Source organism: Blastopirellula sp. J2-11, from assembly GCF_024584705.1.
Classification (GTDB): domain Bacteria; phylum Planctomycetota; class Planctomycetia; order Pirellulales; family Pirellulaceae; genus Blastopirellula.
Map to the genome: position 1 here is coordinate 39,784 of NZ_CP097384.1, position 26,428 is coordinate 66,211.

General features: G+C 57.7%; 24 protein-coding genes. 10 read left to right on the plus strand and 14 right to left on the minus strand.

What is annotated here, in order from left to right; genetic code table 11:
- Nucleotides 1–55: 55 nt before the first annotated feature.
- Nucleotides 56–1,879 carry a cytochrome c3 family protein gene (locus M4951_RS00175; RefSeq protein WP_262024460.1) on the plus strand — a complete coding sequence of 608 codons (1,824 nt, stop codon included), beginning with the start codon at nt 56–58 and terminating at the stop codon, nt 1,877–1,879.
- 6 nt (nt 1,880–1,885) lie between these two features.
- Here the strand turns inward: M4951_RS00175 and nagB are convergent, their stop codons facing one another.
- On the minus strand, nt 1,886–2,692 hold the full coding sequence (gene nagB / locus M4951_RS00180) for a glucosamine-6-phosphate deaminase (protein ID WP_262024461.1): 807 nt from the start codon (nt 2,690–2,692) through the stop codon (nt 1,886–1,888).
- A 243-nt stretch (nt 2,693–2,935) separates the two neighbouring features.
- Between nagB and M4951_RS00185 the strand changes: the two genes are divergently transcribed.
- Entirely contained in the window at nt 2,936–3,763 is an 828-nt protein-coding gene (locus M4951_RS00185) for a ParA family protein (RefSeq protein ID WP_262024462.1), read from the plus strand.
- Nucleotides 3,764–3,843: 80 nt separating this feature from the next.
- Complete coding sequence (locus tag M4951_RS00190) at nt 3,844–4,515, plus strand: TVP38/TMEM64 family protein (RefSeq protein WP_262024463.1); 672 nt, start codon at nt 3,844–3,846, stop codon at nt 4,513–4,515.
- Here M4951_RS00190 and M4951_RS00195 read toward each other — a convergent pair.
- The 6 genes from M4951_RS00195 to gyrA form a co-directional block, all read right to left on the minus strand.
- Entirely contained in the window at nt 4,475–5,788 is a 1,314-nt protein-coding gene (locus M4951_RS00195) for a UDP-glucose dehydrogenase family protein (RefSeq protein ID WP_262024464.1), read from the minus strand. The two genes, M4951_RS00190 and M4951_RS00195, sit on opposite strands and share 41 nt — an antisense overlap.
- Nucleotides 5,789–5,917: 129 nt before the next feature.
- Complete coding sequence (locus M4951_RS25600) at nt 5,918–6,445, minus strand: GNAT family N-acetyltransferase (protein ID WP_410050417.1); 528 nt, start codon at nt 6,443–6,445, stop codon at nt 5,918–5,920.
- 18 nt (nt 6,446–6,463) lie between these two features.
- Nucleotides 6,464–7,105 (minus strand): hypothetical protein, encoded by a 642-nt coding sequence (locus tag M4951_RS00200; protein ID WP_262024465.1) that lies wholly within the window; start codon nt 7,103–7,105, stop codon nt 6,464–6,466.
- 146 nt (nt 7,106–7,251) lie between these two features.
- Nucleotides 7,252–8,151, minus strand: coding sequence for an NAD-dependent epimerase/dehydratase family protein (locus tag M4951_RS00205; RefSeq protein ID WP_262024466.1), 900 nt, complete (start codon nt 8,149–8,151; stop codon nt 7,252–7,254).
- On the minus strand, nt 8,148–9,137 hold the full coding sequence (gene gmd, locus M4951_RS00210; RefSeq protein ID WP_262024467.1) for a GDP-mannose 4,6-dehydratase: 990 nt from the start codon (nt 9,135–9,137) through the stop codon (nt 8,148–8,150). Before gmd ends, M4951_RS00205 begins: the two co-directional genes overlap by 4 nt.
- Complete coding sequence (gene gyrA / locus M4951_RS00215; protein WP_262026973.1) at nt 9,138–11,906, minus strand: DNA gyrase subunit A; 2,769 nt, start codon at nt 11,904–11,906, stop codon at nt 9,138–9,140.
- A 316-nt stretch (nt 11,907–12,222) separates the two neighbouring features.
- Between gyrA and M4951_RS00220 the strand changes: the two genes are divergently transcribed.
- The 3 genes from M4951_RS00220 (at nt 12,223) to M4951_RS00230 (ending at nt 14,025) form a co-directional block, all read left to right on the plus strand.
- Nucleotides 12,223–12,756 (plus strand): hypothetical protein, encoded by a 534-nt coding sequence (locus tag M4951_RS00220; protein WP_262024468.1) that lies wholly within the window; start codon nt 12,223–12,225, stop codon nt 12,754–12,756.
- Entirely contained in the window at nt 12,738–13,244 is a 507-nt protein-coding gene (locus tag M4951_RS00225) for a hypothetical protein (RefSeq protein WP_262024469.1), read from the plus strand. Before M4951_RS00220 ends, M4951_RS00225 begins: the two co-directional genes overlap by 19 nt.
- 250 nt (nt 13,245–13,494) lie before the next feature.
- A complete protein-coding gene (locus tag M4951_RS00230; RefSeq protein WP_262024470.1) occupies nt 13,495–14,025 on the plus strand; it encodes a hypothetical protein in 531 nt (176 codons plus the stop codon).
- Nucleotides 14,026–14,041: 16 nt separating this feature from the next.
- On the opposite strand, the gene M4951_RS00235 is transcribed toward M4951_RS00230, so the two are convergent.
- From M4951_RS00235 to M4951_RS00250, 4 genes are all read right to left on the minus strand, one after another.
- A complete protein-coding gene (locus M4951_RS00235) occupies nt 14,042–14,875 on the minus strand; it encodes a hypothetical protein (protein WP_262024471.1) in 834 nt (277 codons plus the stop codon).
- Nucleotides 14,876–14,947: 72 nt separating this feature from the next.
- Entirely contained in the window at nt 14,948–15,400 is a 453-nt protein-coding gene (locus M4951_RS00240) for a hypothetical protein (protein WP_262024472.1), read from the minus strand.
- Between the two features lie 56 nt (nt 15,401–15,456).
- Nucleotides 15,457–16,497 carry a DUF1559 domain-containing protein gene (locus M4951_RS00245; protein WP_262024473.1) on the minus strand — a complete coding sequence of 347 codons (1,041 nt, stop codon included), beginning with the start codon at nt 16,495–16,497 and terminating at the stop codon, nt 15,457–15,459.
- 244 nt (nt 16,498–16,741) lie between these two features.
- On the minus strand, nt 16,742–17,464 hold the full coding sequence (locus tag M4951_RS00250) for a formylglycine-generating enzyme family protein (RefSeq protein ID WP_262024474.1): 723 nt from the start codon (nt 17,462–17,464) through the stop codon (nt 16,742–16,744).
- 240 nt (nt 17,465–17,704) lie between these two features.
- Here M4951_RS00250 and ald point away from each other — a divergent pair, with 240 nt between their 5' ends.
- From ald to mtnA, 3 genes are read left to right on the plus strand one after another with little or no spacing between them, the layout of a single operon-like run.
- On the plus strand, nt 17,705–18,817 hold the full coding sequence (ald, locus tag M4951_RS00255; protein ID WP_262024475.1) for an alanine dehydrogenase: 1,113 nt from the start codon (nt 17,705–17,707) through the stop codon (nt 18,815–18,817).
- 24 nt (nt 18,818–18,841) lie between these two features.
- Nucleotides 18,842–19,360, plus strand: coding sequence for a 5-(carboxyamino)imidazole ribonucleotide mutase (purE, locus tag M4951_RS00260; RefSeq protein WP_262024476.1), 519 nt, complete (start codon nt 18,842–18,844; stop codon nt 19,358–19,360).
- 14 nt (nt 19,361–19,374) lie between these two features.
- A complete protein-coding gene (mtnA, locus tag M4951_RS00265; RefSeq protein WP_262024477.1) occupies nt 19,375–20,451 on the plus strand; it encodes an S-methyl-5-thioribose-1-phosphate isomerase in 1,077 nt (358 codons plus the stop codon).
- 660 nt (nt 20,452–21,111) lie between these two features.
- Here mtnA and M4951_RS00270 read toward each other — a convergent pair.
- Together M4951_RS00270 and M4951_RS00275 are read right to left on the minus strand one after the other, a co-directional pair.
- A complete protein-coding gene (locus M4951_RS00270) occupies nt 21,112–22,629 on the minus strand; it encodes a carboxypeptidase M32 (RefSeq protein WP_262024478.1) in 1,518 nt (505 codons plus the stop codon).
- A gap of 63 nt (nt 22,630–22,692) precedes the next feature.
- Entirely contained in the window at nt 22,693–23,268 is a 576-nt protein-coding gene (locus M4951_RS00275; RefSeq protein WP_262024479.1) for an NADPH-dependent FMN reductase, read from the minus strand.
- Nucleotides 23,269–23,681: 413 nt separating this feature from the next.
- On the opposite strand from M4951_RS00275, the gene M4951_RS00280 reads away from it, so the two are divergent.
- On the plus strand, nt 23,682–24,785 hold the full coding sequence (locus M4951_RS00280; protein ID WP_262024480.1) for a hypothetical protein: 1,104 nt from the start codon (nt 23,682–23,684) through the stop codon (nt 24,783–24,785).
- A gap of 507 nt (nt 24,786–25,292) precedes the next feature.
- Here M4951_RS00280 and M4951_RS00285 read toward each other — a convergent pair.
- Nucleotides 25,293–26,411: a DUF6268 family outer membrane beta-barrel protein gene (locus M4951_RS00285; protein ID WP_262024481.1), complete on the minus strand. Its 1,119-nt coding sequence runs from the start codon at nt 26,409–26,411 to the stop codon at nt 25,293–25,295.
- Nucleotides 26,412–26,428: the final 17 nt, after the last annotated feature.

Genomic DNA, 26,428 nt, shown 5'->3' on the forward strand with positions numbered 1-26,428 from the left:
GCGTGAGAGCGACTTAGAATAAGGAAACCGGCCGTTTTTGCTAGCAAAGCCTGCGATGTACGCTAAGTCACGTCTTCATTTTGCGTCCACCTTGGTGCTGATCCTCCTGTTTCTGGGAGCGATCTTGCTAGCGTGCGCCTGGACCGCGGCCGACGGTCCCAAGGTGACTCGGATCACGCAGAAACCGGTCGATCTTCCGCAGCAGGTCGCCGCTGATGGCTACGTCGGGTCACAGTCTTGTCTGGAATGTCACGCTGACCAGTGCCGCTCTTGGGGCGCATCGCATCATCGCCGGATGACGCAATTGGCCGCGCTAGACTCGGTGTTGGCGCCGTTTGACGGCCGCACCATGACGCTCTACGACCAGCCGTATCGCGTCCAGCAACGTGACGGTCAGTATTGGGTTGAGATGCCAAATCTGTACGGAGACGCAGCGGCCGCTCCCCGAATTGAACGTCCCATCGTAATGACGACCGGATCGCACAACGAACAGATCTATTGGTTTCCGAGTGACGATGGTTCACTGCGGATGTTTCCGTGGGCGTACCAGATTCGCGCGGAGAAATGGATGCCGGTCGACGCGATCTTTATCACGCCGCCGCGTGACGCGGTCGCGCGACGACCCACTTGGAATCATCGCTGCGTTCAGTGTCATACGACTCATCCTCGCTCGCATCAATTCAATCCGCAGCATGGGGCCGAAGTGGCCGAACTGGCGATCTCGTGCGAAGCGTGTCATGGTCCCGGAGAGGCGCATGTCGCTTCGGAACGCTCTGGCCAGGGCAGAGGCACGATCGTCAATCCGGCGAAGCTCACGCATCAGCGTTCGTCCGAAGTTTGCGGGCAGTGCCATAGCGTCCATTCGACGTTTGACGACGCCCAAGCGCAGCGGCTGGATGCGGAAGGTTGCAGTTATCGTCCTGGAGACGATTTGGCGAAGGCGAAAAAGCTGCTTGCGGAAGGCTCGGTCGATCAGTTTTGGTCGGACGGCATGGTCCGCGTATCAGGGCGAGAGTACACCGGACTGCGAGCTTCCGCCTGTTATCAGCAAGGAGAGATCTCGTGCGTCACTTGCCACGAGATGCATCAGCCTGTTGGTGATCTGCGACCGGCCAGCGAGTGGGCCAACGATCAACTGCGGCCAGAGGCGCTGACCAACCAAACTTGTACGAACTGTCATGCGACGATCGCCGCCGATATCCCGGCGCACACGCATCATGCGCTCGACTCGAGCGGCAGTCAGTGCGTCAATTGTCACATGCCGCATACGGCGTTCGGGCTACTCAAAGCGTCGCGCAGTCATTGGATCGACAGCCCGCGCGTCGAGCGAATGAGCCAATCGATCGACTGGAATTCGGCGCGCCCCAATGCTTGTAATCTGTGTCACTTGGATCAAACACTCGGCTGGTCAGCCGACCATTTGCATGACTGGTTTGGCCAGGAAAAGCCTGATTTGCCCGCGGAAGAACAAGAGATCGCTGCGGCGATCTTGTGGCTGGTGCGCGGCGACGCCGGGCAGCGAGCGCTATTGGCCTGGCATTGCGGTTGGTCTGCTGCCCAGGAGACGAGCGGTACGGCTTGGATGGCCCCTTATCTAGCGCAGCTGCTGGATGACCCTTACGCGGCGGTCCGCTTTGTCGCCGGACAAACGAAAGACCATCTGCCGGGTTACGCCGACTTTCCCTATGACTCGCTGGCCGACAAGGCAGTTTTGCAAGAGCGAGCCGCCGCGATGTTGCAACAGTGGAGCAAGACGCCGGCGTCGCCCCAGGAGCGTCGGGCCGAACTGCTGATCGACGCCGATGGCCGGCTGGATCAAGATCGAATCGAGCTGTTGCGCTTGTTGCGTGATGAACGACCGATCAATCTAGCGGAGTAGCGGCGATTACGCTTCGTCGATCCAGGGGAGCTTGCCCGACTCGAGGATGCGGTGAGCGGCTTCGACTCCTTCGTAGTATTCGCGGCGAGCCAGTTTGGAAGCGGCCGCTTCGTCCAGTACGATCACTACTTCGCGGTGCAGTTGCAACGCGCTGGCGGTGACCTGGGCGGTGACCGGACCTTCAATCGTCGCGGCGATGGCGTCCGCTTTGCTATCGCCAAAGGCGAGCAACAGGCAGCGGCGTGACTCGAGAATTGTGCCGACACCCATCGTGATCGCCAGTTTGGGGACCGCATTCTCGCTGCCAAAGAAGCGAGCGTTATCGCGAACCGTCTCTGGCGCCAGCGTCTTCAATCGCGTTCGACTGCCGAGTGACGAGCCAGGCTCGTTGAATGCGATGTGCCCATCGGTGCCGATCCCCAGCACTTGCAGCTCGATCCCGCCGGCGTCGACGATCAGTTGCTCATAACGATCGCCATACTTCTCGAAGTCGAGGGCGCGTCCATCCGGCACATGCGTGTTGCGAACGTCAATGTTGATCTGATCAAACAGGTTTTTTTGCATGAAGTAGCGATAGCTTTGCTCATGCGAAGGGGGCAATCCGACATACTCGTCCAGGTTGAACGTCTTGACCCGCGAGAAGTCGAGCCCTTCCTCTTGGTGCATGCGAATCAATTCGCCATACATTTTGAGGGGCGTTCCGCCGGTTGCTAGCCCCAGCGTGCAGACCGGTTTTTGGCGAACCAGACGTGCGACCATCAAGGCGGCGCGGCGGCTGGCTGCTGCGGGGGTCGATTCAATGATGACGCGCACGGCGGATACTCCAAACGTGTGGGGCGAACAAGTGCTTGCAGGCAAGGCAAGCGGCGGATCGCGCACGAGGCCGAATTTTGGCCCAAATGCGAACTTTGATAATAAGCGCTGGACCGGGTAAGCAAAAGAGTCTGCACAGACTCGACAAAATTCGGCGCAGAATTCATCTGGCGATCGATCCCCTTTGGTCGTTATACTCGCTCGCCCCAGTTGCGCACCGGCCAGAACAAGGAGGTTTCGACCATGCGATCCATCGCTGTACTCAATCAAAAGGGTGGAGTCGGTAAAACGACGACCGCCGTCAATCTTGCCGCTGGCCTGGCTCGCGCTGGAATGCGGGTCTGCGTCGTCGATCTCGATCCCCAAGCACACGCATCGTTGCACCTCGGAATCGGCGTCGATAATGGACACGATTCGATTTATGAAGTTTTGGTGGGTGATGCGTCTCTCGCCGATGTGCGCAAGCAAGTCGCGGAGAACCTATGGGTTGTTCCGGCCCATCTCGATCTGGCGGCCGCCGAAATGGAGTTGGCTGGCGAAGTAGGTCGTGAGGTGATCCTGTACGACAAGCTGGCCGCTGACGATCAAGAGTTTGACTATCTGATCATCGACTGCCCTCCCAGTCTGGGCGTGTTGACGCTCAACGCGTTGGCGGCGGTGACCGAAGTCTTTCTGCCGCTGCAGCCCCATTTTTTGGCGCTGCATGGTCTCAGCAAACTGCTGCGAACCGTCGACATCGTCGCGCGCCGCATCAACAATCATCTCCGCTTGACCGGCGTGATCCTCTGCTTGTTTGAATCGAGCACGCGTCTGGCGGGCGAAGTCGCCGGCGACGTCGATCAATTTTTCGGCAACGGCGCAGGAGCGAACACCGCTTGGGCCGACGCCCAAGTTTTCCGCACGCGTATTCGCCGCAACATTCGCCTGGCCGAAGCGCCCAGCTTTGGGCAATCGATCTTCGAATATGATGGTTCGTCGAACGGCGCCGAAGATTACACGAATCTGGCTCGCGAAGTTTTGGGGGTTCCGCTCGCCAACGCCGATCAGCCGAAACTGGCCGGAGCGGCGTAACGAGACTCTGCAGTCGTCATGACCGTCGATGAAGTTAGAATAGACCCTTTCTTCCTCGATAGAAGCGAGCGATCGACGACGTGCGTAGTTTTCTCCAATGGCTGTTCTTGATCGGCGTCGTCTTGCTGGCGCCGATCGCGCCGCTCTTGTTTTGGGAAGCCGAGGCCGAAGCGGTGATCGCCCACTGGAGCGAGCATCCGCCTGGTGCGCCGCTGACGGCGCTGATCGTGTTTGCGTTGTTAGCGACCGATATCTTTTTGCCGGTGCCGTCGAGCGTGGTCAGTACGCTAGCCGGATCGGAGTTGGGAACGGTCCTGGCCACGCTTGTCTGTTGGGCGGGGATGACGACCGGCGCCGTGATCGCGTTTGCCCTCGCGCGGCGATATGGCGACGCCATCGTACGGCGCTATACGCAAGAGTCGGACGTGATCGCGATGCAAAAAGTGGCCGATCGAATCGGGCCCTGGGGAATCGCGTTGACACGAGCGCTGCCGATCTTGGCCGAAGCGATAGTGCTGTTGCTGGGAGCGAGCCGACTGGAATGGCGTCGTTTTTTGCCGCCGATGTTGCTCGCTAACCTGGGGATCGCGCTGGCTTACGCCGCTTTCGGAGAACTCGCGGCGCAGCATGAGTGGATCTTAGTCGCCGCAGGCGTCAGCGCTGCGGCGCCGCTATTGCTTACCTGGTTCTTCCGGCGACAGCTGCAGCGCGTTACGAGCGAACCGTCTGACGACCAATCGAGTAGTACGTGAAGCCCAGCTTTTTCATCATGCTGCGATCGTACAAATTGCGGCCGTCGAAGATGACGGGCGCGTTGAGTCGTCGCTTTACATCGCTCATGTCAGGCTGACGGAACTCGGCCCACTCGGTATTGATCGCCAAAGCGTCGGCGCCATCGAGGGTCTCAAGCGGCAATTCGCAATAGGTCAGCTTGTCGCCGTAGATCGCGCGCACATTGTCGGTCGCTTCCGGATCATGGACGCGCAGTTTGGCGCCTGCGGCCAAGAGGTTGTCGATCAACACCAGGGCCGGCGCTTCGCGGATGTCGTCGGTCCGCGGTTTGAACGCGAGCCCCCAGATGGCGAAGGTCTTGCCGGCGAATTGGCCGTCATAGAATTCGGTCATCTTGTCGAGCAGCGTCCGCTTTTGCGCTTCGTTGATCACGTCGACCGCTTTCAACATCACGGGATCAATGTCGGCGCGCTCGAACATCGCTTCGAGGGCGCGGACATCTTTCGGAAAGCAACTGCCGCCGTAGCCGACGCCGGGAAAGAGAAACGCGAAGCCGATGCGGCTGTCGTGACCGATACCGCGGCGCACGTCGTTGATGTCGCCCCCCAGCTTCTCGGTCAGGTTGGCCATGGTGTTGATGAAACTAATCTTGGTCGCCAGCATCGCGTTGGCGACGTACTTGGTCAGCTCGGCGCTCTCGGGGGACATGACCAAAAAGGGCTTTTCGGTTCGCAAAAACGGAGCGTAGAGAAGACGCAGCTTTTCGCCTACTTGGGGATCGCGAACGCCGATCACCACACGATCGGGCTTCATGAAATCATCGATCGCGGCGCCTTCTTTCAGGAACTCCGGATTGCTGGCGACATGGCAATCGCGGCCGGTTTTCTCACGCAAGCGAGCAAAGGTCTCGGCGTTGGTCCCGACCGGCACGGTGCTTTTGATCACCACCGCTGCGTCTGGTTCCAAATGAGGCGCCAAGCCGTCGACTACTGCCCAGAGGGCCGAAAGATCGGCGGCGCCGTCATCTCCTTGCGGCGTCCCGACGCCCAGATAGACCAACTCGGCGTCTTTCACCGCGGCGGCCAGATCGGTCGTAAATTGAAGGCGTCCCGCTTCGGAATTACGGACGACAAGTTCTTCGAGGCCCGGCTCATAGATCGGGATTTTGCCAGCTTTGAGATCGGCGATTTTCGCCGCGTTGATATCCACACAGGTGACCCAATTGCCGCTGTCGGCAAAACAAGTTCCCGTCACCAGGCCGACATAGCCGGTCCCTACCATGGCGATTTTCATAACGTGCCAAACCGTACAAGCGTTTGTTGGAAGTTGCGAACGAATGTGACATGATACCGCAGAGAGAATCGCGCGGTAACCTTGGTTTAGTCTGGCTTCGCTACCGACCGAAAACGAAATCTGGAAACTCTACGTGCCACTAACGACTGGTGTACCGATGGAGTCGGGTTTTTGCTCTTCTCGGACGTAGACAACCAGATAGTGATCCCCGTGTTCACTCTCATATGGATGGCCTACTCGCTTGAAGCCGCTTTTGGCGAGGCAACATCGCATAGGATCGTTGTCTTCACGCGTCGTAGCAAAGACGCCTGCAGAATCCGTCACTTCAAGACAAGTCGCGACCAGCTGCTTAGACACGCCGCATTTCCGTCCTTCCGGCCGAACGTACACCCATCCCAATTCAAAAGGGAAAGCATCGTTACTCAGCGTGACCCCAGACTGCTCCGATACCTTCGCTCGATACGATTCCGCTGGTCTCTTCAGCGCTGCTATGCCGATAAGCTTGTCACCCGCGCGATGACAAACAAGTGCCAATGCATTTTCGATCCGTTCCGTGAGTCCAACGGTGGTGACTTCTCCGCCTTCACATATCAAGCTCTTAAATTCGGATCGTGTCTCCTTTGTCCACTCTGATGGTGGCTTTACCTCGGTACCCAATTGTTGCTCCTTGAATGGCTAACCCAGTGAATCGGCATCCCCCAGTTCGATAAAACCGGTAGCCGACGGGCAATCGATAGTAACAAGCTGGAATTGCTCATTGCGAACAGTTTTCACTACCCGTCCATCGGTGACTCGGAGATAGAGCACTACATCCCGCACCGGCGCGCCACAATCTGCGAGCTTACTTAGTACCGTTTCTAAGTTGCGCGAAAGTTGGCTCCTCGGCGGAGCGACTGGGTACCAAATGTCGCCTAGTTGAATGAGGCCTTGCTGGGCAATGTGAAATGCGGCCCAATTCGTTGGCTTGTGTTTCCGCCATGCGGCCAGATATTCATAAAATAATTGGTGTCGGCGGACCTGCGCAGAGCGAAGAATAATTGCATCACCTTCGATTTCCGAGGACCGACTCCACTTTGCTTCAATGGGATAAACGCCAATTGGCGTGCCGACAATGGCGTCGAACTCGCCAAACTGTGAACTATCGGCGGTTCCACCGGGAAGGACTGCGTTGCTACCCAGTCGTCCGAAGCTGGGACGAAGTAATAGAATCGTATCAGTCAGAGAACTCTGGTCGTCTAGTTGCTCCAGAAACTGATTCAATCGAGCAGTGAGCGCCCATAAGCTTAGAGCGTCCTCACCATAACCAGTAACCTTCATCGCTTATTCTCCAAATTGCTGACGGTTTATATATTCCCGAATGCACTTTGTTCAATCCACGATGGTGAGGCACAACTGTTGAGCAAATAAATTCTGGTGACTTCATTGCAATCAAATGGCGTAACGACCGAGATGATGAGTGGACCTTACGCCCATTCGGCCCAGACGTCCGCGACTGATCGCTGCAGCGAAAACTGGGGAACATAGCCGAGATCACGGATGGCGGAGTTGTCGGCGATCGCTTCGGAGCGCGTTTTAGGAACGCGCTCATGGATTTCGGGCCGGCTGCGCGACAACTGGCAAAGCATCTCCATCAGATCGCCGGTAAGCGTCGGCTGGCCGCTGCCGATGTTGTAGATTTTTCGATCTTTTCCTTTTTCGGCCAGCAAGCGGTAGCCGCGGACGATGTCGCGTACGTCGCTCAGGTCAAAGCTAACTTTCAGCGATTCGACCTCGATCACGTCGAAGGCGGACGACAGGCGCTTGCACCACTCCGGCACGATATAGTTGGGGGTCTGCCCTGGGCCGGTATGGTTGAACGCGCGAGCGATGACGACCGGCACGTCCGACTGCGTCAACGCAACTTGCTCGGCGGCGAGCTTGGAGCGACCGTAACCACGACTGGGAAGGGGAATCGATGACTCGCTGACAACCGGGTTTTGCTGATCGACGACTCCGTAAACGTGTGAGCTGCTGACCAGCACTACTTTAGGTTTGGTTGGCAGCGAAGCGGCCAGTTCCAGTAAGCGGCGGGTGCCGTCAACATTGGTCTGGACCGCTTCGTCGTTCGGAAAATCAGCGCCGCACAGATCAGGGCGACTAATCGCGGCGAGATGATAGATCACCTCCGGCTGAAATTGCCGCACGGCGTCTTCCGCTTCGCCGCTGATCGCTTGAGTGATATCCCAGTGAACGATCGTGGCGCTGCCCATGAGCGAAGAGGTTGATCCGCGGACGATTCCCATCACATCGTCGCCAGCGGCGAGCGAATGTTCGACCAGATGATATCCACCAAATCCGGCCGCACCTGTGATGAGAACTCTCACGGCAGTAATCCATCCTTCATGCGTTCGACGCGATGTAAATCAGCGTCGACCATCATGTTGACAAGTTGTTGGAAATTAACCTTCGGCTCCCAGCCCAGCTCCCGCTTCGCTTTGGAGGCGTCGCCGCACAACGTGTTGACTTCGGCCGGACGAAGAAATTCGGGGTCCAGCTCCACATAATCTTCCCAATCAAGTCCCGCGCGGTCAAACGCCAATTCGACAAATTGCCGAACCGTATGTTTTTGACCTGTCGCGATGACGTAATCACGCGGCGAATCTTGCTGCATCATCAGGTGCATCGCTTCGACAAAATCGCCGGCGAAGCCCCAATCGCGCTCGGCGTCGAGATTGCCCAGTCGCAATTTATCGAGCAGGCCGTGCTTGATCCGCGCAACAGCATGAGAGATTTTGCGGGTCACAAATGCAGTCCCACGCAGCGGCGACTCATGATTGAATAAGATGCCGCTGACGGCATACATATCGTAGCTCTCGCGGTAGTTGACTGTGATCCAGTGGGCGTAGACCTTGGCGACACCATAAGGGCTGCGCGGCCAGAAGGGGGTCGATTCATCTTGCGGTTCGGTCGGCACTTTGCCGAACATTTCGCTGCTGGACGCCTGATAAAATCGAATCTGCGTATCGACCACGCGAATCGCTTCCAACATCCGCGCGGCGCCCAGTGCGGTCACTTCGCCGGTTAGCAGCGGTTGCGAAAAGCTGGTCGGCACAAAACTTTGCGCCGCCAAATTGTAGACCTCGGCCGGCTCGGTCTTTTCGAGCAGCCGCACGAGCGACAGCTGATCAATCAGATCCCCTTCATGCAGCTGGATTCGATCCAACAGCGGCTCGATCCTCTCGAATCTTTCTCCGCTGCTGCGACGGACCATGCCGTGAACTTCGTACCCTTTGTCGAGCAACAGCTCGGCCAGATACGCGCCGTCCTGGCCGGTGATGCCTGTGATCAGCGCGCGTTTGGTTCGCGTCATTTATTCGTCACCAGTCTCCGGCGAATCTTCTTCTTCGGTCGTATTACTATCGACGTCGGTCGCTTCCGGCGGAGCCGGTTCGACGACAGACGTTCCCCCGTCCGTGGGCGGAGTAGACGGCGCTTCGTCCGATTCCAGCTCGTCATCAACACTGTCGTCTTTCGGCACGCGGACAACAGCGGCGAGCGAGTCGTCTTTGTCCAGCGACATGATCCGGACCCCTTGCGTGTTACGTCCGACGATGCTGATTTCGGCGGCCGAGACCCGTTGGATCTTGCCGCGAGCGGTCATCATCAAGACTTCGTCATCATCATCCACGCGGACGATCGAGACGACGCGGCCGTTGCGGGCCGTCGTTTTGATATCGCGTAAGCCTTTGCCGCCGCGACGCTGCGTGCGATACTTGGCTCCGGATGACAGTTCGTCATCGTCGCCCGACGTTTCGTCTTCGACAACGGGTTCTTCTTCCACAACGGAATCGTCGTCGCCTGCCGACTCATCGCTCGGGGGAGCGTTTTCGGCGCGGGCTTGATTCGGGCCAAAGTAGGTCCGTTTGCCGTGGCCATGTTCGCAGACGGTCAACAACTGGGCGTCAGGATCCGCGACGACCATGCCGACCAACTCGTCATCGGCGTCCAACTTGATTCCCTTTACGCCGCTGGAGTTGCGTCCCATTGGTCGGGCGTCGCTTTCGCAAAAACGAATCGCCATTCCCTTGGAGGTCGAAAGGACCAGCTCGTCACCAGGCTGCGTCACGACGACATCGACCAGCTCGTCATCTTCGCGCAGTTTGATCGCGATGATCCCTTTTTTCATCGGGCGGCTGTACGCTTCCAGCTTCGTCTTTTTGACCAGGCCTTTGCGGGTCGCCATCACCAGGTAGTGATCTTCGACATCGAAGTCGCGCACCGCACGGCAATCGGCGATCCGTTCGCCTTCTTCCAGTTGCAGCAAGTTGACGATGGCGCGGCCGCGGCTTTCGCGCGACAGTTGCGGCAGATCGTACACCTTTTGCCAGTAGACTTTCCCCTTGGTCGTGAAGAAGAGGAGGTAGGCGTGCGTGCTGGCGACAAACAGATGTTGAATCGGGTCGGCGTCTTCGCTCTTGGCGCCTTTGATTCCCTTGCCGCCGCGACGTTGGGCTTTGTAGGTGGTGGCCGGCGTTCGCTTGATATAACCGCTGTGACTGATCGAGACGACCATCGTCTCTTCTTCGATCAGGTCTTCCAAGTCGATGTTACCGAGCTCTTCGAGCGAGATTTCGGTCCGCCGTTTGTCAGCGAATTTCGCTTCGATCTCCAGCATCTGATCGCGGATGATCTCGCGGATGTTACGTTCATCCGACAAAATTCGGAGATACTCGCGAATCTCGGCCAACAGCTGAGCATGCTCGCCGGAGAGACGATCTTGCTCGAGATTGACCAACTGACCCAACGTCATTCGCAAGATCGCGTCGGCCTGGACGCCGGTCAGCGTATAAACGTCGGCGACTCCCCGTTCCTGCTGGAACAGCTCGAACCCTTCTTCGCCGAGTGCGCGAGCCAGCATCGAAGCCGGCGATTCGATCCCCATCAAGCGCGTCTTCGCTTCGGCTTGCGTGCCGGAAGAGCGGATGACGCGGATGATCTCGTCGATGTCGGCCAGCGCCAGCAGCAAACCTTCGACGGTATGCTTGCGTTGCCGCGCTCGGGAGAGCAGAAATTGAGTCCGACGGCGGATTACGATCACGCGATGGCGAATGAACTCGTCGATCAAGTCGCGAATCGTCAGCGTCCGCGGCTTGCCGTCGACTAGCGCCAACATGATGATCGAGAAGGTGTCTTGAATCGGCGTGAACTGAAACAGCTGATTCAGCACGATATCGGGATCGGCGTCACGCTTCAGCTCGATCACCAGACGGACCGGCTCTTTCAGATCGCTTTCGTTCCGGACTCCGCTGATGCCGACGATGCGCCCTTCGTTGGCGGCCGCCGCGATTCGCTCTTCAACGCGGTCGCGCGTTTGCTGATACGGAATGTCGTGAATGACGATCCGGTTGCGCCCTTTCACATTGTCGATCGTCGTGTGCGAACGGACCAGAATCGTACTGCGACCAGTCAGATAGCCGCGGCGAACGCCAGAGCGACCGCAGATGATGCCGCCGGTCGGAAAATCAGGACCAGGAATGATCTGCAGCAGTTCTTCGATCGGAACGGTCGGTTCTTCGATCACTTTGACGACCGCGCGACAGACTTCGCCCAGATTGTGGGGAGGAATCGACGTCGCCATCCCGACCGCGATTCCTTGCGAGCCGTTGACCAGCAAGTTGGGATACTTGCTCGGCAACACGGTCGGTTCGGTGTTCCGTTCGTCGTAGGTCGGGATGTAGTCGACCGTATCGAGCCGCAGATCCTCGAGCAGCATCTGGGCGTAAGGGGACATGCGGGCTTCGGTATATCGCATCGCAGCCGGAGGTAAGCCGGCGATCGAACCAAAGTTCCCCTGTTTATCCACCAACAGGTAGCGAGTGTTCCACTCCTGGGCCATCCGGACGAGCGTGGGATAAATCACGCTTTCACCGTGCGGGTGATAGTTACCGCTGGTATCGCCAGAGATCTTGGCGCATTTCACCCGGCCGGAACCCGGCGTCAGGTTTAAGTCATTCATAGCGACCAAGATACGGCGCTGCGAAGGCTTTAACCCGTCGCGTACATCGGGCAGCGCACGGCTGACGATGACGCTCATCGCGTAGGTCAGGTAACTTTCCTTCAACTCATCTTCGATCGACATCTCGATGAAGGTGGTGAGGTCGGTTGGTTTTCCTTCTTCCGGGTTCTCTGGCGTGGTTCCGTCAGTAGACAAGCGACGATCCTTTCCGTGGAAACTTCAGAGCGGCGCCAAAGCGAGAAGCGCTTTGGCAGGCGGCGCGAAGCACGGCAGCCGAATTAGGCCGCCAAGATGGAATTTCTATGCCCTGATTTTATCAGAATTTCAGACGGTCAACTAGCAGGGCACGCGGGTTTTGCTCTGTCGCAACCTACTATGATACAATGGTTTGCGACGCGACTTTTTCTCGCGGCAGACTGGCCTCGATTCCGTGGAATTTATGACCTCTTTTGAGCGCGCCAGCGGGGATCCAATCGATCGCCGGCCGCCCCCCGAATTAGCCTTCTGGGCTTGCTTGGCAATGATGACCGCGATGGGGGTAGTTGGCCTGATCATCGGGATCGCCTTCAGCTTTTGGCGCGAACCATCCGACGACACGGCATGGGGCGAGACCGTGCTGGCGATCCTGATCCTGTCGGCGCCGGTGCTGATGCCGGCGGCGATGCTCTATAGGAGCGTCTTCTGCCGTTCTCGCCTGGCGGCCGCGGCGATGACCGTGTGCCTGTGCATTGTTAGCATCGGGGCCTTTTTCGGCATGTTAGCGGCGACGTTCTACTCAGAGGCTGCGACGGCGACTTTGCTGGTCGTGTTTGGGATCGCGCTGCGCGTTGGACATCTTAACTCGTGCTGGTACAGCGTGTTAGAGCAAGATGACGTCGCACCGCAGTCGCAGTTTCGTCGTTTGGACTTGGGGCTCGCACTGCTGTCGGTGGTGCTCATGATGACGGTTGCGGCATGGACCTGGACGAGATAGACGAAACGCCCCAGCATCGGCCTCCGCGCGAGCTGGTCTTTTGGACGGTGCTATTTCAAATCACCTCGCTAGCGTACGTCGGCTTTCGCATCGGCGCTAGTCTCCGCCAATACCTGCTTTGGGGCGAAAGTATGGTTCCGATGATCTCGGTTCCCATTTCGCTGGTGGTCGTTGTCATCATGCTCTACCGCAGCGTTTTCTGGCGTGACTATCAGTCGATCACTTGGATTTTGCCGTTGGTATTTGGGATAATCTGGCTGAGTGCCGTTTTGAGTGACGTGCCTACGCTGAATTCAATCATGTTGACGATCGTCTTCATCCTGCTCGCTCGCTTGGTCTATCTGGAATATCGCTGGCAGCAATATCTGTTGAAGAACAGCGTGCCGCCGCGAAGTGGATTTACGGTGTGGGATATGATGATGGCCATTGTAGGAATTTCCATCGTCTTGGCCGCCGCTCGGTACATTTTGTCGGATCCCTGGTTCTAACCCCCCTGGCGGCGTCTCATTCTGAGAATCTTTGCTGCCGATCTGACAACAAATTCTTTGTCCCCGCTGTCCGCTTATTCGGATAACCGGCAATCTCTTGCTAGATCGCCAGTGATTTGGCTTTCTACCCGGTTTTCGACGACTGGCGCGGCAATTGCCTTTTGTTCGCCGGCGAACAACAACGCGTGGAAACGACTTTCAACGCACAACGCGGCAAGAAGCCTCAACCTTCCGATAGGAGACTGAGGCGATGTTATTAGTCAAACACCTGGTCGTCATTGTAGGACTGACCGCATTAGGATTCGCCGTACCGATCGCCCATCCGTTGCGTGAGACCTCGTGGAGCAAAGCGACCGCTCCTTATCAGGTAGCTCCGGCATCGGCGCTGGAAATCGCAACGGCCGAAGCAAGCTCGCTGATCGTCGGCGCGCGAGAGTTCGCAATGCAACTGCGCGGCGAAACGATCGACCACTGGGATGATCTCGCGACGAGTCGCTTTGAAATGATGAGCGATTCCGAGCATGGAGCGCTCGGCTTGGCGATCCGTTGGAGCCTGCTGATGTCGGTCGCCTATCTGGCGCTGCAATTAGCGACCCTCTTTTTCGGCGTCCTCGCGAGAGCGAATTATCTAGCGAACATCGCGATCATCGGCGGGATCGTTCTGTTTCTGACCGGCAGCATGCCGGCGGCCGGCTTGCTGGCGATCGCGATCGGCATGATCCTGAAGCTGGGCCAGATCTTAGATCACTTCACGACGGTGAAACCAGCGGCGGAGTTTTAGAACTCTGCGGCTGAAATCAAACGATGTCGCGCAGGCCGGACTTCTCATCCGGAACCGCCGGTACGACGTAGCCTTGATGTCCCGCTTCGTTTCGCGTGTTGCGTCCGATCAAGAACTTGCCAGGGGCGATGCCGACAACCCCCAGCGAACAGTCATAGTTCCAGCGACCGAGCATTTTGAAATCAGCGTCGGTTTTGATTAACTCGGCCGGATTGCCATAGCAGCCGAACCACCAGTGTTCGTCATGAAAATTGGCCGTTTGAATCCCCAGCAGCGAGTACTTGCTGTCGATCACGTGTCGCGTTACGAAGTTGAGATCGGCGTCGTACTCATAGACGTAATTTTCTTCGATCCCCGGCGGCAGCCCGCCGACCACGTAGAAATGGCCGTTGCGATGACTCATGCCGCCGGCGCCGTGAACCACTTCGGGAGTTGCGATGCGATCTAGCTCGCGCAGCGACTCGGCGTCATAGATGTAAACCCAAGAGTCGGCCGAGCCGGCTGGCTGGTTGAATTTTCCCAGGTTCACGGCGACATAGATCTTGCCGTCGGCAAAACAAAGATCGCCGTGGTGGCTGGCGACCGGAATCTGCTTCACGATTTGTCCAGCGGCGTCGGTTTTCACCAGTTGGTCGGTGAAGGGCCAAAAGAGGTGACCGCGGTCGTCGACGCAGATTCCTTGCAAGTGTGCAGGGTAGCTGCCGGCGCAAGTAACTTTCTTAAACAGGGGTTCGATACGACTTTCGGCCAGCAGCGACGTTCCGGAGTAACCGGCGCCGGCTAGCAATGCGGCGCTTTGCAAAAATCGACGGCGAGGAATCAACGAAGCGGTAAGAGAATCGGGTGACATGAGGAATCGAACCAGCGAGGGGAGGCAGGCGTGCAGCAGGAGCGAAGATGCAAGTAGAACGAGTCTTCGATACTATTGCAAATCGAAAGCCAGGTTATTCCCATTGGGGCCAACGGTCGCCGTTAGTCCCGAAGTTTTGGCTTTGCTATAGCGCACCGGCAGGAGGCTTTTGAGAGGAGGCGAAACGCCGTCAGGTAAGTCTACCGGCGCGTCTTCATATTTGACGATCGCCACTTTGTAAGAGCCTTCTTCAGCGCCGTCGCCAGTCACGTAGGTCGTCAAACGAAAGTTGCCGTTCGCGTCGGTGCGTCCGACGGCGCTATGTTCCTCGTTAACCCCCTGAAACATCAGCATCGCGCCCTCCAGCGGTTCGCTTTTCAGGGTGACGACCCCAGTGACGGGAACCGTGGGAGGAAAGGCAGAGGGTTTGCTAAAGCATCCGATCGCCGCTCCAGGTAATATCGCCAAGCAGATCCAGGCGAGCGGCGACCACTGGGCAGGACGCGGCGATTTTTCGACGTACATAGATCGATTCCTTCTTATCAAAAAGGGGAAACAAATGAAAATCGCTGCGTGCGAAGCTAGTTGCCGGTGATGACTTCGCCGCCAGAAATCGAGCCAAGCGACCCGAAAACGCCGTAGGGGCTGGGACCTGAAAAGCCATGACTACGCGTCTCGCTGGTGTCCCCAGTATCGATGGTGTCGGCCAGAAACCGCACCGATCCATCCAGCAGCACCGCGTTAACGCCGCCGGGATGTTCGCTGCTGGGAGAGAAGACGCCGTATTCGCCGTCGCGTGCGTTCGGAGCGTTCGGCGCTAAGACGGCGTTAAAGCCGGCAAAGTGGACATGCCCTCGCGTTCCCCACGAGCCGAAGCGGCAATTAGCCGAGAGACCTGCCGAAAAGTAACGTCCATCCGTCGTGGTCAACGCCAACGAAGGGTTATCGCGCAGTCCAGAAACGACGGCCATGCAGCGGCGATGATCGGTCGAGTTGGCGGTCGTGGTAAAATTCGTGTAGGGCTGACGAAGACGTTCGCTCATCGCCAGCGTGTTGCTCAGGCCATCGGTAACCTCAGCCAGACGAACCCAACGAAGATAACTGAACGGACCTCGTGAACGAGTTGCCAGCGGCGCTGACGACGTCGAACCGTCGTTCGTTTCAGTCATGTCATCCCCTTTGTTGAACGCATAGTTCACCAAACGCGCTTCGCGTGCGCCGGTCAGGTCTCCGCCGGGATCTGACGGACAGCGAAGCGAATTGGGGAAGCCGTCATATCCAGACCAGGTGCTGAGCGCATCGGGGAAGGGATCGATACCATTGTCCGGGTCGCCGGCGGCGATGCGATCGTAAAACGCGCTTTGTTCCAAGAAGGGAAACAGCGGGATGTAGCCGCTTACACGATTGATTGTTTTGCGAGCCGGTAAAGAGCGATGCGTGTCATGATAGTTGTGCAGCGCTAATCCTAGCTGCTTTAAGTTATTACTGCATTGCATTCGTCGAGCTGCTTCGCGCGCCGCTTGCACCGCAGGCAGCAATAGTGCGATTAGTACGCCGATGATGGCGATCACCACCAAAAGCTCAACCAGCGTGAATCCGCGGCGGGACTTGTCAATGTTCATGAATTCCTAACGAAAACTGCGTGGCCAAAGGCGAAAAAGCGTAGCAATTCGCCTGCGAATTACGTCAATTAGCCTGCAGTATATGCGCGTTCGATCGGATCGCAATCTTTCTGGAAAACAGATGCTGGAAATTCATCAGGTCTTCAAAAGAGATATGCGAACTCTTCACGAAATCAAGAGTTTTGGCATGTTTTTAGAGGGGAAAAAGGTTGATCGCACCGGCTTGGCGACCTGAGATAGGATGCTACTCGCCATCGACCTTCTCAACTCTCCCCAGTACGCAACGAAAACCAACCGCGTCATCCGTCGCTGCGGCGGCGAGCTTTTGTGCCGACGCAGACAGGCAATCTTCGGGCGGCGATTTCCAGCTTCCGCCGCGCACATAGGCGGTTATTGGCTTGCCGTTGGTCGTCTTGTCAGCCAACGTCCATTCGGCCAGATAGCCGTGCATGTCGTACAGACCCCAGGCATTCGGCTTCTTCGCGCCGACCGGCGGGTCATTACCGGCGGCGTTGCCGCTGAACCAAGCGTAGTCCCCCAGATCCGATTCGTCGTCGCCGAAGTGATATTGGGTGGTCGTGCCGGCGCGGCAGCAATACTCCCACTCGGTCTTGGTTGGCAGACGAACCACTTGATCGGCGTCGATCAGCTTTGCGTCGCGCAGCAGCGTCGTCACTTTTTCGCAGAACGCTTCCGCATCGGCCAGCGAGGTCATCTCGACCGAGTTGCGCGCTCCTTTCCAGCGAGACGGATTGGCGCCGATCACCGCCTCGTAAAGGTCTTGGGTCGTCTCATAACGGGCCATCGCAAAATCTTGAAACGGCAGCAAAGTTTTTTGCTTGTCATCTTCGCCCTGGATCGGTGAGATCATCACAAACTCGCTACGAAATTGCTGCAGCAGCTTCAAAGTTGCGTCATCAGCCGGAGCGGCGACGACGGCAAGTACTAAACAGATTGAAACATGCATGGCGATCTCGGCGGGAAAAAGCGCAAATCGGGCTAGGGGTCGTTGTACTCTACGCTCGGCTATTTGCAAGTTTCGCTCGAGAGGGCGACGCTTTTCCGGGCGATTGATTTGGATTTCGCGCAAATCGGTCTTGTAATTGCGCGGCCTGGCTAGCGGCCTTCTATCCTCTGCGGCGGAAAACCGCCAAAATGGGCGATTGCCCCGGTTCTTTGATAACCAATCCGTTCGAGGAGAGAGTCGGTGATTGTTGGAATTCCCCGCGAAGTCAAAAGAGATGAATATCGTGTCGCCATTTTGCCGGTTGGCGTGGAAGAACTGACCCGGGCCGGACATCGCGTCCTGGTGCAAGCCGGCGCCGGCGACGGTTCGGGAATTCCGGACGCAGACTATGTCGCCAGCGGCGGCGTGATGGTCGATGACGCCGCGACGATCTTCGGCGAAGCCGACATGATCATGAAAGTCAAAGAGCCGCAGCCGGAAGAGTTTCCGCTGATTCGCGCCGGTCAAACGATCTTCACCTACTTCCACTTCGCCGCCAGTCTAGAACTGACCGAAGCGATGCTCCACAGCGGCGCGATCTGCATCGCCTACGAAACGTTGCGGGATAGCGCCGGTCGACTGCCGCTGTTGACCCCGATGAGCGAAGTCGCCGGACGGATGAGCGTACAAGAAGGCGCCAAGTATCTGGAGCGTCCGCAAATGGGCCGCGGCATTTTGCTCGGCGGCGTCCCCGGCGTTAAACCGGCTCACATCACCATCTTGGGCGGCGGGATCGTCGGCGCGAATGCAGCCAAGATTGCGGCCGGCTTTCAGGCTGACGTCAACATTCTCGACATCAATATGGATCGACTTCGCTATCTGGATGATGTGATGGCCGCCAATGTCAATGTGCTCTACAGCGATCGCCATGTGATCCGCGAGCAATTGCGGTTGGCCGACCTGGTGATCGGCGCCGTGCTGATTCCCGGCGCCAAAGCGCCCAATCTGGTGACCCGCGAAGATCTAAAAATCATGAAGCCCGGCAGCGTGATCATCGACGTTGCAGTCGATCAGGGGGGATGTGTCGAAACGACGAAACCGACCACCCACAGCGATCCCACCTATATGATTGAAGACGTCGTCCACTACTGCGTGGCGAACATGCCGGGCGCAGTTGGCCGAACCAGCACCTTCGCACTGTGCAATGTCACGTTGCGGTGGGCGCTGGAGATCGCCAATTTGGGCGCCGAAAAAGCGGCTTCCCTTTCGGTTCCGCTGGCTACGGCGATGAACATCTGTCGGGGGGAAGTGACCCACGAGCCGGTTGCGAAAACGTTCGGCATGTCTTACAGTCCAAAGTTTGACTGTAACTAGCACAGACGCGTGAGAGAGCAAGCGATGAGCGAGAAATCTGCAGCCGTGAAAGTCGGCATTATCATGGGAAGCGACAGCGATTGGCCCAAAATCAAAGGCGCCGCCGCGGCGCTCGACGAATTTGGGGTTGGTTACGAAGTTCGCGTGATGAGCGCCCATCGAACTCCGCATGTCGTCGGCGAATATGCGATGACGGCGGTAGACCGCGGTTTGAAGGTCGTGATCGCCGCCGCTGGCGGAGCGGCTCACCTGGCCGGCGTGGTCGCCGCGCACACCACGTTGCCGGTGATCGGTTTGCCGGTGCCGACGGCCGAATTGGGCGGGCTCGACTCGCTGCTTTCAACCGTGCAGATGCCGGGCGACGTTCCGGTCGCCAGTATGGCGGTTGGAATGGGCGGACCGCGCAACGCCGGTTTGTTCGCCGTCCAGATTTTGTCACTCTCCGACGCCGACCTGGCGACCAAGTTCGCTGCGTTCAAAACGGGCCTGGCCGATAAGATCGCCGCCAAAGACGCCAAGTTGCAAGAGTCGTTGGCGAAGTAACCCACGAGAAGCAGATGCAGACCGAACTAACGGCCGACGTAGAACCGATTCGCTTCCACGGTCAGACCGACGGTACGCTTGATCTGATTGATCAAACGTTGTTGCCGGTCGAGTTGACCTTGATTACTTGCCGCGACGTCGAAACCGTTTGGGAAGCGATCAAGTTGCTGCGCGTCCGTGGAGCGCCGGCGATCGGCATCTCCGCCGCTTACGGCGTTGTGATCGGGATGCAAACGGTGGGTGACGAGGACGCCGCTGCGTTTTGGAAACGCTTGGACGAAGTCTCCGACTATCTGGCCGGCAGTCGGCCGACGGCGGTCAATTTGTTTTGGGCGCTCGATCGGATGAAGCGCGTCGCGCACGAGCTGCGCGACTCCGGCGCGTCGATCCCCGATATTCGCGTCGCCTTGCTCGAAGAAGCGAAAGCGATTCATGCCGAAGATCGCGAGATCTGCCGCGCGATCGGTCGGCATGGCGCCGCCGCACTCTCGGGAGCTGCTAACTTTCTCACGCATTGCAACGCCGGCGGTTTGGCGACCGCCGACTATGGGACGGCGCTGGCCGTCTTCTTTACGTTGCAAGATGACGGCAAAGATTTGCACGTCTTCGTCGACGAGACCCGACCGCTGTTGCAAGGCGCTCGCCTGACGGCGTGGGAATTGTCGCAGCGAAAAATCCGCGCGACGTTGATTTGCGATTCAATGGCCGCTCAGGTAATGCGAGAAGGTCGCGTGGAAGCGATCGTTACCGGCGCTGATCGAATCGCGGCCAACGGCGACTCGGCCAACAAGATCGGCACCTACTCGTTGGCGGTCTTGGCTAAGGCGCACGGGATTCCGTTTTACATCGCAGCGCCGATCAGCACTTTTGATATGGCGATCGAATCGGGAGACGAGATTCCGATCGAAGAACGAGCCGCCGAAGAAATCACGCACGGCTTCGGTCGCCAAACCGCGCCGGCCGGCATCGACGTTTATAATCCGGCGTTCGACGTCACTCCTGCCGAGTTGATCGCCGGAATCATCACCGAGCGGGGAGTGATCTCGCCGGTGACGCGAGAGATGGTCGCCCAGATGTTTGCGGCGAAATAGCTGGCGCTTCGCGCGAAACCGACATCTCCGCTGGATGCGAAGCCGCCAATCGCGGCGGCTGCGTAATCCCCTCTCGCGGCGCAAGCAAGATCATCCAAGTCGTGACAAACGCCGCAACTTGAACCCAGCGCCGCCAATCTAGGTCGGACTCGACCAATGCAAATACCGGGGAAGGGGAAGTGTAGAGGGTTTCCTCCCAGAGTAATTGCCCAGCGCCGTTTGGGAAGGATAATTCGCTGGCGGCAGGAAACAAGAACCAACACGACACTAGAGCGCTTTTCAGCAAGCTGAACAAAGAGTCTCCTGTCGTCTAGCTTCTCCCCAAAAATCAGCCGCACGGCGTTAGCCGCGGTTTCTGACAGGAACTCTTTGTCGACGGAAAATTGGAGACAAAAACCGCGGCTAACGCCGTGCGGCTGATGTCGATACGTGCCGCGCAGCACCGTCTTCACTTTCAATCGTTGGAAAATCAAAATGGGTCAGCTAGCAGGAAACCGCTCTAGCCCGCCAGCGCGAGCGAGGGAATACGGCTCGCCACTTCAATCCGTGTTAGGATCGCCAACTCTATTCCCTCGCTGGCGCTGGCGGGCTAGTGTTTGAGTCTCTGGGCAGTTCATCAGGCCCAGGCCTAAACTACCGCTCTCGGCTTTCCGCTTTTCTTTAGTGTCCAATCCCGTACAGCGGCGCGTACTTGGTTCGCAAGTACTTCAACAACGGGCGATGGTCGATTGATTCGCCACAGATGTTGTGCATCAATTGGGGCGCTGGGTAGCGACTGCCTGGGCGATGGACTTTGTCGCGTAGCCACTCGAGCAGCGGGATGAACTCGCCGCGGCCAAACATCTCGGCCAGGTCTCCCAGTTCAATCGCGGCCTGATCAAACAATTGGGCGGCGTACATGTTGCCCAGCGAATAAGTGGGGAAGTAGCCGATCAAGCCGGCGCTCCAGTGGACGTCTTGCAAGCAGCCATCGGCGTCGTCATCCGGCACGACGCCTAACATCTGTTGGTATTTTTCATTCCAAGCGCCCGGCAAGTCGGCCACCGGCAGATCGCCGGTAAGCAGCGCTTGCTCAAGTTCAAAGCGAATAATGATATGCAGGTTATAGGTCGCTTCGTCCGCTTCGACCCGAATCAGCGATGGCTGCACATCATTGACGGCATAGTGGAAATCGCTCATCGGCGTTTCCCCCAGCGCGGGGAACGTCTTCTTCAGTTCAGGAAAGTAGTGGCGCCAAAAGGGATAGCTGCGCCCGACCATGTTTTCCCATAACCGCGATTGCGACTCGTGCACGCCGAGCGAAACGTAGGAGCCCGACGGCAAGCCATATTGATCGGCCCGCAGTCCTTGGTCGTATAGTCCATGCCCTGCTTCATGCAGCGTACTATAGAATGCGGAGGAAAAGAAATTTTTGTCGTAGCGCGTGGTGATGCGGCAATCGTGCGGCCCCATTCCACAGCAAAAGGGATGATGCGTGACGTCTAGTCTTCCGGCGTCAAAGTCGAAGCCGATATCTTTGGCGACTCGTTTGCCAAATTCTTCTTGCGCGGCGATCGGATAGTCGCGCTGCAAGATTTCCATTTTGGGGTGGCGACCGGTCTGGGCGATCTCGGCGACCAGCGGCGCGAGGTCATCTTTCAGCGCCGAGAGGGCGGCGGCGACTTCGGATGTTTTCGCTTCTGGCTCAAAGTAATCGAGCAACGCATCATAGCGTGACCCGGTGTGGCCGATGGTGTCGGCCATTTCGCGCATCAGCCGCAAGATGTTGTCGAGATGAGGACGAAACAGCGGAAAGTTGTTTGAGCTGCGCGCCTGCACCCAATTTTGCTGGGCGAGCACTTTGGCTTTGCTTAGTTCGATGACCAGCGCTTGCGGCAGTTTTGAATCGCGCCGATATTCGCGGGTAAGTACGCGAATTGTCGCGCCTTGATCACTGTGCGGATCGGCGGCCAAGGGACTCTCGACTAACGAGTCGAGCAACTCTCCCACGCGCGGTGACGTCCGCCGCTCGTGGATCAAACCGGCCAACAGCGAAACTTGTTCGGCTCGATACGCGCCTGCTTTGGGCGGCATGATCGTGCGCTCGTCCCACTCCAGCAATTGCTGAATGCTATCGAGCTTGGCCGCTTCGCCGATCTCTTGGCAAAGTTCACTATATTGTTGTTGATAATCTGACATGGGCGATCTATCTAGCGGGAGAGGATGTGTATTGGAAAGAGTCGGCGTGGATATCCGCAACCGCTAACTCTTGAGCCGAGATGTCAAATGAACCAGCGTTTCGCCGAGTGCGTGGATCGCCGCGTGACGTTCCAGGTCTTTCAGCGATCCGTCGGCGGAGAAAGCGTCAGACGCGTTGGGAACTGCAACCTGATCGGGCAGCACGACGACGCCGATGTTGCTGAGGATCGAACGAACATGGACCAGTCCACGCAGTCCGCCGAGTGCGCCCGGCGATGCGCTCATGAGCGCGGCGATCTTGCCGCGATAGGCGGCCAGCCGGGGTTCGTGGGGGTCGGGGCGCGACACCCAGTCGATCGTGTTCTTTAGCAGCGGCGTGATCGAGCTGTTGTACTCAGGGCACGAAAGGAGCAGCGCATCGTTTTGCAGGAACAACTGCTTCAGCTTCTTTACGTTTTCGGGGCGGCCTTTGGCTTCCAGATCTTGATCAAAGATCGGCAATGGATAATCAGCGAGATCGATCAACGTGACTTCGGCGCCAGCTGCTTCGGCGCCGGCGGCGGCGATCGAGACCACTTGTTTGTTGAAGGATTCGCGTCGCGCACTGCCGGCGAACGCCAGGACTTTGACTTTGGACATGCAAGCGGCCTCGTCAGGTTGGTCGTCAAAATCGGCTCAATAGACATGGTTAGAATTGTAACCCCAACGATCGAAGGTGGCGATGCGTCCCACGGTTGCCCGCCAAAACAACGGCATTTGAAGAAGTTTTCATGTGCAGACAGTACGGCGAGTCTTTACAAATACCATCTCCTTGGCAAGCTGTAGCGAAGGCGCCGATGAACTGGGCCATTTGCAGGGGAGTCATTCCGAACGTCCCGATGCGGCAAGCCGTGACGCTTCTCCCGTGAAAGCTAAGCGAAAGTTGATGCGACGTCGATGTTGAGGGTTGTCAGTCTCAGACCATATCGAAGTTCAGCAAGTCGAATTGGCGCTGCCCCGCCATTTTGTGCGAACCAAGTTTCACCTACGTTTTGCCAATCGGGAGCCGTTCCATGCGTCGACTATTTTGTGCCGCCGGTCTATTTGCGGCAGCTTGGATGATAACCGGCGAACTTCGCGCCGCCGAGTTTCTGTTGATCGATGACGCGCCCCAAACGGCGGATGTCTCGCATGTCTCGTATCAGTTCGGCGAGCCGTCCGACTGCCGCCTATGCTCTGGCCTGGTCGGCTGCGACTGTGGGTCGGCGATGGGAGAAAGTTGCGGTGCCGATCTGTACGATTGCAGTCAGACTTGCGGCGTCTCCTCCGCTTGCGGATGTGATAACGGCTGCGGCGGTCACGGCGATTGGTTAGGCCGGTTTCTTGTGCCGGGAGACCGTTGCTTTACCGACTTCATCAGCCCGATGACCAATCCGGTCTTCTTTGAAGACCCGCGCACGCTCACCGAAGCCCGCTTTATCTATTTGCATCATCAGGTTCCCAATGGAGCGCTCGGCGGTAACGTCAACGTGATCGCACTGCAGTTGCGAGCCGCATTGACCGAGAACTTGTCGATCATCGCCACCAAAGATGGTTTCCTGACATCGACCAATCCGCTGATCGACGACGGTTGGGCCGATGTCTCGGCCGGTTTGAAATACAATCTTTATAAAGATCCGTCGCGCCAGCGCTTGTTGAGCGCCGGCTTTACGTTTGAAATGCCGGTTGGCAGCACGCGGTCGTTGCAAGGGAATGGGGACGGGATGTTTGACCTGTTCGTGACCGGCGGAACGCAATTTGGCTGTAACAATCATTGGGTTTCCGCTTCCGGATTCTTGCTGCCGACCGATAAATCGGCCGAGAGTTCGATCTGGTTCTGGTCGAACCACGTCGATCATCGGATCGCCGGCACCAACTTCTATCTGTTGGGCGAAACCAACTGGTATCACTACATGAGCTCGGGCAAAGCGTTCAACACGGCGCCGATCGAAGGGGGAGATCTCTTCAACTTCGGAACTGTAGGCGTCGCCGGCAACGACATCGTCACCGGAGCGTTGGGGGTGAAGTACAAACCGCACTCCAAGATGGAGCTCGGTTTTGCGTGGGAGACCCCGCTGACCGAACGCCGCGACGTGCTGCAGAACCGTCTGACGGTCGATTGCATCTTCCGCTACTAAAGCCGCGGATGAAGAGCGGTAAAACATGGTGGGAATCAAGCGGAAAACCGTCACACTAGCGTTCTGTCAAACCGCTATTTTCGGCTTCCCCAAAATCAGCCGCACGGCGTTAGCCGCGGTTTCTGTTACCAATTGTCTTTCGCAAATGAGTTCCCATCAGAAACCGGTGCTAACGCACTACGGCTAATAAAATCATGGCGCCTGAAAATTGTCGCGTGACGGAACACTAGCCCGCTGCGCGAGCGAGGGAATGCGGCTCGCCACTTCAATCCGGGTTAGGATCGCCAACTCTATTCCCTCGCTGGCGCAGCGGGCTAGTGTGACGATTTTCGGTGGATTCGGACCCTGTTTGATCGTGCTTCACCCGTGTTCAACACTTCCTGAATTGCCAAATAGCGCAACCTCAAATAGCGCAAGCGAGGGAAAATCGCTTGGCGATTCAAAAGTGGATCGAAGTAGCCTGCCGCATTTCGCTTGCTGGCGCGGCGGGCTACGAAGAGGAGCGGCTTAGAACCACCAGCCGCTGCGGATCATGACGGTGTCCGTCATGTCGAGGGTGTAGGGATTTTCTTTGTATTCCAACTGGCGACCGAAGACGTAGCCAAATTCGATAAACGATTTGCCGCCGCCATCGCGGCGACGTTCCATCCCAAAGATCAATCGATAGTCTGAGAGCGTCAGCAAGTCGCCGGCGCCGTTGCTGCGTTGGACGGCCCACGTCCCGCCGCCGAGTTCGCCGGTGACGTACCACCAATCTTCATAGCCAGGACCATAGTCCCACAGTTGACTGTAGCGCGGCCGCGGGAAGGTCAGCTCCAGTTTTCGTTTCTCACCGGTCCAGACGACGCCGGCAATCGGCAGGATGTTGAAGTCGTCGCGATTCAACCAAACGACGCCGCCGAGAAGCTGCCAGTTTTTGTTCCAATTGTAGGTCGCGATCGCCATCGCGCTGGGGCGAAACGCGTCGCTCTGCTGTAGTTTAAAGTCGCTGTAGTAGCCGGCGGTGCCCGAGAGAATCATCCCCCAGCGTTCATTGATCGGACGAATCCAACGGGTCGTCAGGTAGACGTCGTACAGCGTCGCCGGTGCGTCAATCGATTCTGGTCCGACGAGAAAGTGCATGCCGTAGCCCGGCGTGACGATCAGCGGCGAGTCGATGGTTGGCGCCGGAAAACCGAGCGTGATCGTCGCCAATACGTCGGTGATGCCGATGTTATCTCCGCTGCCGGCGATCCAGGTGCTATCGGTCGTCACCGCCTGCAAGATGCCTGGCTTGCTGGTCGCGAGAATCGGCCGCGTGCTGAAGATCTCGTCTTCGTCCAGTCGCAGTCCTTCTCCCATTTGAATGTCGTACGGCATTTCGTCCAATTCGGGAGGAATCGCCGCGGCTGTCTGCGCGATCGGCTTCGTTACGTCAGCCGGCGTATAGTAGGGGCTGCTTTGGGGAAAGACGTCGGTCGGCGGCAGCGGCTGCACCGCTTCATACGGAAGCTGACGATCCGAGACGCCAAGATTGGAGGAGGATTGGCTATTGGAGCTCCAAGGCACATACTGCGCGCAGACCGTTTCTGTCGCCAGACAGAGCGGGAACAGCGCTAGCCAGAATCGGAGCGAGATGAATTGCACAGAGTTATTTCTGACGG